Source organism: Photobacterium sp. OFAV2-7 (genome assembly GCF_022347985.1).
Taxonomy (GTDB): domain Bacteria; phylum Pseudomonadota; class Gammaproteobacteria; order Enterobacterales; family Vibrionaceae; genus Photobacterium.
In genome coordinates this window covers 1-6,305 of the sequence record NZ_JAKRFQ010000234.1, presented here as the reverse complement: position 1 = coordinate 6,305, position 6,305 = coordinate 1, and the positions used below count along the sequence as shown (strand labels likewise).

Here is a 6,305-nt window from a genome sequence, read left to right as displayed (position 1 = left end):
TGCAACACTCATCTTGCAAAAAGCCCACCACACCATCGAGCATGTCATATTGGGGGATGCAGTAAAGAGTTCTGCCGTCTCGTTGTTGCTCTATCAGCCCGGCCGAAACCAGCCCTGAAATATGGTGTGATAATGTTGAGCCCGGAATATCCAGCTCTTCTTGCAACTTACCGACAGGCAGACCGTTATAGCCTGATTTCACTAAATGCTTATATACCCGTAAACGCGTCGGGTGGCCTAGCTCTTTCAAAGCCTTGGCAACAATCTCTAATTCCATATTCATTTCCGTCAGATTTTATATTTCGATATTATCAGAAATAACAAAGCAGCCCTAGTGTTTGTCTCAATAGGCCATGAAGCAAAAAAGCGAGCCCGACTTAACATCGGACTCGCCTTCTATTGCTTTACTTTCGACACTTCAACCCAAGGTTAACTCAGGTCAGTATGTCATCTGTTAAACGCAAGGTTAGGCCATCGCTGCACCGGCAAATAGCGTTACCACAGTCACCGCCAGTACCATAATCACAAACGGCATTACCCATTTCAGGAAGCGCTCATACGGGATCTTGGCCAGAGCCAAACCGGCAACCAAGTGTCCAGCTGTTGGTGCGAAGATATTGATCCAGCCACTAGCAGACTGGTAAGCCGTAATGATCAAGTCACGACCGATACCCGAGAAGTCAGCCAGCGGTGCCATCAGCGGCATTGAAACCGTCGCCAGACCAGAGGTTGAAGGAATAAAGAAGCTCAATACGATGTGTACAAAATATGTCACGACAACAAACACACCCGATGACAAACCGGTTACCACACCTTCTGCCCAGTTGAGAATAGTGTCGATGATCACGCCGTTATCCATCACCACATAAATACCACGGGCAACAGCAACCACCAGTGCTACGCCGATCAGGTCTTTGGCCCCTTCAAGGAAGGTTTTGATAAAGTCACCTTCAGACATCCGGTTAATCAGGGCAATCAAGATGGCTGATGCCAAGAACAACGTCGACAGTTCATCGAACCACCACCACAGGGTCGGAATAGCGGTAATGCCCATGTCTTCCCAAGGGATCACGCCGTAAATCATGACCAAGAAGGCACCGAAGAACACGCCCATTGTCAGCTTCTGCTTGGTGGTAAACTCACCGGTATCTTCTTTAACGTGAGAAAACTCATCGTTAAACTCAATATCGGCCAGCACTGAATGGGATTTGTCTGCCTTGACCTTAGAGGCGTAGCGCATCACAAACCAGGATGCCAACGCAATCAGGATGATCAGCTGGATCACACGTAAGCCAATACCTTCACCAATCGGCAGGCCGGCAAACCCCGAGGCAATACCAGTAGCGAATGGGTTAACCGTCGAGGCCAGTACGCCCACACCCGAGCCAAGCAGAATGATCCCTGCCGCAACCATACGGTCGTAACCGGCAGCCGCCATTACCGGCAAGATCACCGCCCAGAAAGCCACGGTCTCTTCCGCCATGCCGTAAGTCGATCCACCGAGTGCGAACAAGCTGATCAATACCGGGATCATCATCTGCTCGCGACCATGGAACTTACGTACAATCGCCGCTACACCGGAGTCCATAGCGCCGGTTCGCATGGTAACGGCCAGGAAGCCACCAATCACCAATACAAACAGTGCAACATCCACAGCCTTATGGAAGCCCTTGATCGGTGCCATCAGCACGTCAATAAAGCCCTGCGGTGAAGGTTCCAGCTCTTGGTAGGAACCCGGGATAGGTAACAGTCGCTCACCACCGTCATAGTCGAGCACTTCAGCCGCCGGGATCACCTGATCGGTGCCATTGACTATATAGTCATACTTACCTGCCGGCATTATCCAGGTCAGTAATGCCACCAGAGCAATAATTATAAAGAGAATGGTGTAAACCGTTGGCATTTTGAAGGATTTCTTCGCTTTGCCAGCCTCTGTTGCTGTTGTCATAGCTCTACTCCCTGCAATTGATAAATCGCATTTGCATACACGTTCATCGCTTTAAGCATGTCATCAATAATGAGGTACTCGTTGGGCATGTGCTCAACTTTGTCGCGACCGGGAAAAATTGCCCCGTAAGCCACACAGTTAGGGATAGCACGTGCATAGGTTGCTCCCCCAGAGGTCATAGGCTGGCTTTCCAGATCACCGCTTACTTCCTGATAGGCTGCCATCAAGGTCTGGATAACCGGGCTTTCAGCCGGCATATACAAAGATGGCAACACATCAAACTCTTCATATTGAAGATCATACTGCTCGCTGACAGCCATCATGTCGCTGTCAAAATTCTCTTTGCTAAAGGTCACCGGTACCCGGATATCAATACCGAGCTTGCTATGTAGAGAATCAATACATAGCTGAGCCACATTGAAGGTCAACCGACCGCTCACATCTTCTACCGGTCCAAAAATCTCTTTGGCATTGGCATCCTGGCCAACCTGCTCGGCCACAAAGCGTATCGCAGGATGCGTAACACCAAGCTCGCTCAGTGCCATACACAGACGGGCTATGGCATTAACCCCTTTGATATCGGCTGCCGCGGAGTGCGCTGCTTTACCAAATACGGTTACCTCGGCATCTTCGGCCGTAAAGTCAAAGCCCAACTCATCAAGCTTGCTTGCCAGTTCTTCCCAGAGCGGTCCTTCATATTTCGCCAGTTCAGGAACGGCATTCAGGGCACCGCCACAATCAAGCTGCAACAATTCATCGCCCGGGCCATGCAACCAGGACTGGATCAGCATTTTTTCCGCATGGATTAACGGGAACGCAGAATCAGGAGTAAAGCCGCACTGCGGCACTTCTTCTTTTTCGAGGTAGCGGTCGATACAGCGCCACAAGGTTTCTTCATCGGTACCAAAAATAAACCGAATTCGTTTGTTTAATTTAGCGCCGCTATCAATCAGTGCCTTCACGGCAAATATGGCAGCTAAAGTTGGACCTTTATCATCCTGAGTCCCACGGCCATAAAGCCTGCCATCACGAATTTCCGGTTCAAACGGGGCTGAATCCCAGGCTGATAATTCACCGGTAGGCACGACATCCAAATGCCCCAGTACACCAATCATTTGCTCACCGTCGCCTATTTCAGCGTAACCGTAATAGCCTTTATGGTCTTTATAAATGGCGAACCCCAGCTCATGACAAAGGTTCAGGGTTTCCGTCAGGCAATCATCGATAGGCTGACCAAACGGCGTACCGCTATCGTCATCCTGGCAAACACTGGGAATGGCAACTAAACGCTTCACTGCGGCAATATAGTCATCACGCATCGCGTTTATAGTTGATGCTATTGTTGCTTTCATCGTATCCCTCATTTTCTCATCTATTTTAGTCTGAATACTTTTGAAATATTGGACTAAAGTAATGAATAATTATTAGTTATCAGAGAAAGTATTTGAGATTACCCCCTCTGACCAATTCATTCTGCTACAGAGAGCAAGAGATAACTGTGATTACTTTCACTTGGTGCTGTTTCAATATGGGACGACGGTCAAAAAGTCAGCATTAACTTACAACACTGATGAGTTTTCTCTCAAAAAGAGTAAAATAGTGCCTGCACGACATCTATATATGCCGTTCCGGAACACATGTAACAGACTTGCTAGGCCATGGGGAATAACACGTAACCAAAAGAACTGGGCTGGCATACCGAGATGACCAGCAGGCAAATTCTTATATTTCGTAATGAGCTTTATTGGTTATTTCAGCTAAACCATTATTAATTACCGCAATATAAGAAAGTATATATTGGAATATTAATTGTTATTTCAAATAATGACGATTAAATATTTTATTATTCATGACGACCTATTTACAGACAAACATAATAAACCTATTAAGTTAACCTCACTGAATATATAATAAATGACAACTCGGTTGCTTTCTCCGATCTTATATCAATATGCAACGATAATTCTAATTACTATCACTGGTTTCATTTTCATATGAAGCCACTTTTCGACGTTGATTAAACATGCTAAATACAATTAAAAACCTTCCTTTGCGGATACTGCTTTCGTTATCGTCAGCCTTTGCCGTTCTATGTTTTATTATTACTATCATTATTAGTCAAAATCTTTTATCAGAAGTTGAGGCAAACACAAATAAAGTCAACGACTTTATTGCTTTTAACAGCACGATGAAAGAATTTCAGGACTTACAAGATGTCAGCCGCATGAAGTCAATTTATGCGCTAGGGTTTTATGACCGTCTTGATGAAATGGTACAAGTCAACAATGACAACCTGGCCAAGGTACAGCGCAGCTACAACACCCTGATGCAATCTGACAACCGCGCCCTCACCCACCAGGCGAAGCTGTCGCTGGATAACTTTGTCAGCAACTACAAATTATATGTCCAGGCATCCGAACAACTCAGAGCCCAGCGCCAGAACATCATCAAACTATATGATGCGACCAGTTGGATCACCACGGATATTACCGCCGCGGATGCACTGATCGCCAAAAATAGAAGCATGGAAGACGTTGATCGTTGGACAATGAACCTCTCCGATATATCGGATACTGCCGGCTTGATGCTTTACCATGTTGCTGTCGGGGTAAAAGGACAAAGTCAGCAAGATACTCAGACAACATTAGAATATACAAAAAAGCTCAATGCGTACCTGGATGAATTTAAGCACTGGCCAGAAGCACAAACAGTCATCAAAAATGCCCAGCTTTGGGAACACCAGTTATTGGAAATTATCCAGTTGCAGAAGGACAAGAAGGCAACGACCAATCGTATGATTGAGCTGGGTAATAACAACACCCAGATCATTACCGGCCTGGCAACGGCCTCGCTGCAAAAAACAGAAGAGTTATCGGACAAAACCACTGAGTTATTAGCCTCGGTGACAACCAGCCAGTTAACCGCAACGGCCATTGCTACCGTATTAGCCCTGACGATCAGTATCATCTTATCCAACGCGATTAGCAGCGTTATGGGATCACTGTATCTTGCCGTCAAGGCACTGGCAGAAGGCAACCTCAACGTCCAGACAAACATCAAGGGAAAAAATGAAATTGGCCTACTAGGTGCCAGCCTTGATGATGCCATTTCTCAGCTTGCCGCTACCATTCGCTCGCTGCGCGGTGTTAGTGACGAAGTCGCGACCTCCTCGACAGAGCTTGCTGCAGTCATGACCCAAAGCGAAGTCAACGGCCGTGAGCAGCAACAGCAGGTGGAGCAAATTGCTGCCGCGGTTACTGAGCTCTCTGCCGCCGCCACCCAAGTAGACGGTTATGCCAAGACCGCCGACGAAAGTGCCCAGCAGGCTTTGGCGATGGGCGCCGAAAGTACCGAAATTGCCCAGCACTCCCGTCAGCTCACCGAGGATTTAGCCACACAACTTGATGAAACGTCGACCCAGGTTATCGATCTCAACGAACAGAGCATCAAGATCAGCGAGGTCATCACAGTTATCGACTCAATTTCGGAGCAAACCAATCTGCTGGCGCTTAACGCAGCAATCGAAGCCGCCCGTGCTGGCGAAAGCGGTCGCGGCTTTGCCGTGGTTGCCGACGAAGTCAGGGTGCTTGCCGCCAAAACCCAGGACTCAACCCAGCAGGTCCAAACTATTATCGAACAGCTTCAGCACAAGTCCTCAGCCGTTGTCGACGCCGTCAACAACAGCTTGAACAAGGTCAGAACCAATAGCGAAATCGCAGAACAAACCAGCAACCAGATTGAATCCATTACCCAGGCGCTCGAGCATATCAGTCAGGTCAACGGCGATGTTACCGCATCGGTTGACGAGCAGAGCCGGGCAATTGACGATATTACCCGCAATATCACCACGATTAATGACATTATCAGCCAGAACGTGGCCGGTATTAGCCAGACAGCAGAGGCCAGCAGCCACTTGTCGCAGCTGGCTGAGGATCAGAAAAACCAGCTGGGTGAGTTCCAAATCACCCAGCGATAAAGGGTTGCCAGTGACATCGCACAACACTGTTAACCACTAACAAAGCAAATAATCAGTAATTTTATTACAAAATTGCAACTCTGACGCCAAAAAAGCCAGCAACTCAATTGCTGGCTTTTTTTTATGACTATTTTTACCGCCAGAGCGCCCTGCTTAAAAAACACACGCATCCCTGCCACTTTTGGTGTAGACTCACCTGTAGAACGTAGATTGCTCGCCACAAGAATTAAAATCATTAAAAAACAAATGATTATAAGCCATAACGGTATTTGAGACCTCGTTCACAGTTTTACTTTAGTTATATAATCTCTTTCATTTTTCATAACAAATGCACTTCTCGCTCAATTTTTTTTGGTTTTTTTCCTACATTTTTTTAAGCGT

General features: G+C 47.0%; 4 protein-coding genes. 1 reads left to right on the top strand and 3 read right to left on the bottom strand.

From position 1 onward, the window contains the following. The 3 genes from MHN01_RS13195 to MHN01_RS13185 all read right to left on the bottom strand — a co-directional run. The coding region (locus MHN01_RS13195) for a helix-turn-helix transcriptional regulator (RefSeq protein ID WP_239411768.1) at nucleotides 1-277 on the bottom strand (277 nt) is incomplete at its 3' end. Between the two features lie 189 nt (nucleotides 278-466). Beyond that, nucleotides 467-1,948 (bottom strand): YfcC family protein, encoded by a 1,482-nt coding sequence (locus MHN01_RS13190; protein ID WP_239411767.1) that lies wholly within the window; start codon nucleotides 1,946-1,948, stop codon nucleotides 467-469. Then, entirely contained in the window at nucleotides 1,945-3,300 is a 1,356-nt protein-coding gene (locus MHN01_RS13185) for a M20 family metallopeptidase (protein WP_239411766.1), read from the bottom strand. The genes MHN01_RS13190 and MHN01_RS13185 overlap by 4 nt, the downstream gene beginning before the upstream one ends. Nucleotides 3,301-4,136: 836 nt before the next feature. Here MHN01_RS13185 and MHN01_RS13180 point away from each other — a divergent pair. Next, nucleotides 4,137-5,924, top strand: a complete 1,788-nt coding sequence (locus MHN01_RS13180; protein WP_239411765.1) for a methyl-accepting chemotaxis protein — start codon at nucleotides 4,137-4,139, stop codon at nucleotides 5,922-5,924. Nucleotides 5,925-6,305: the final 381 nt, after the last annotated feature.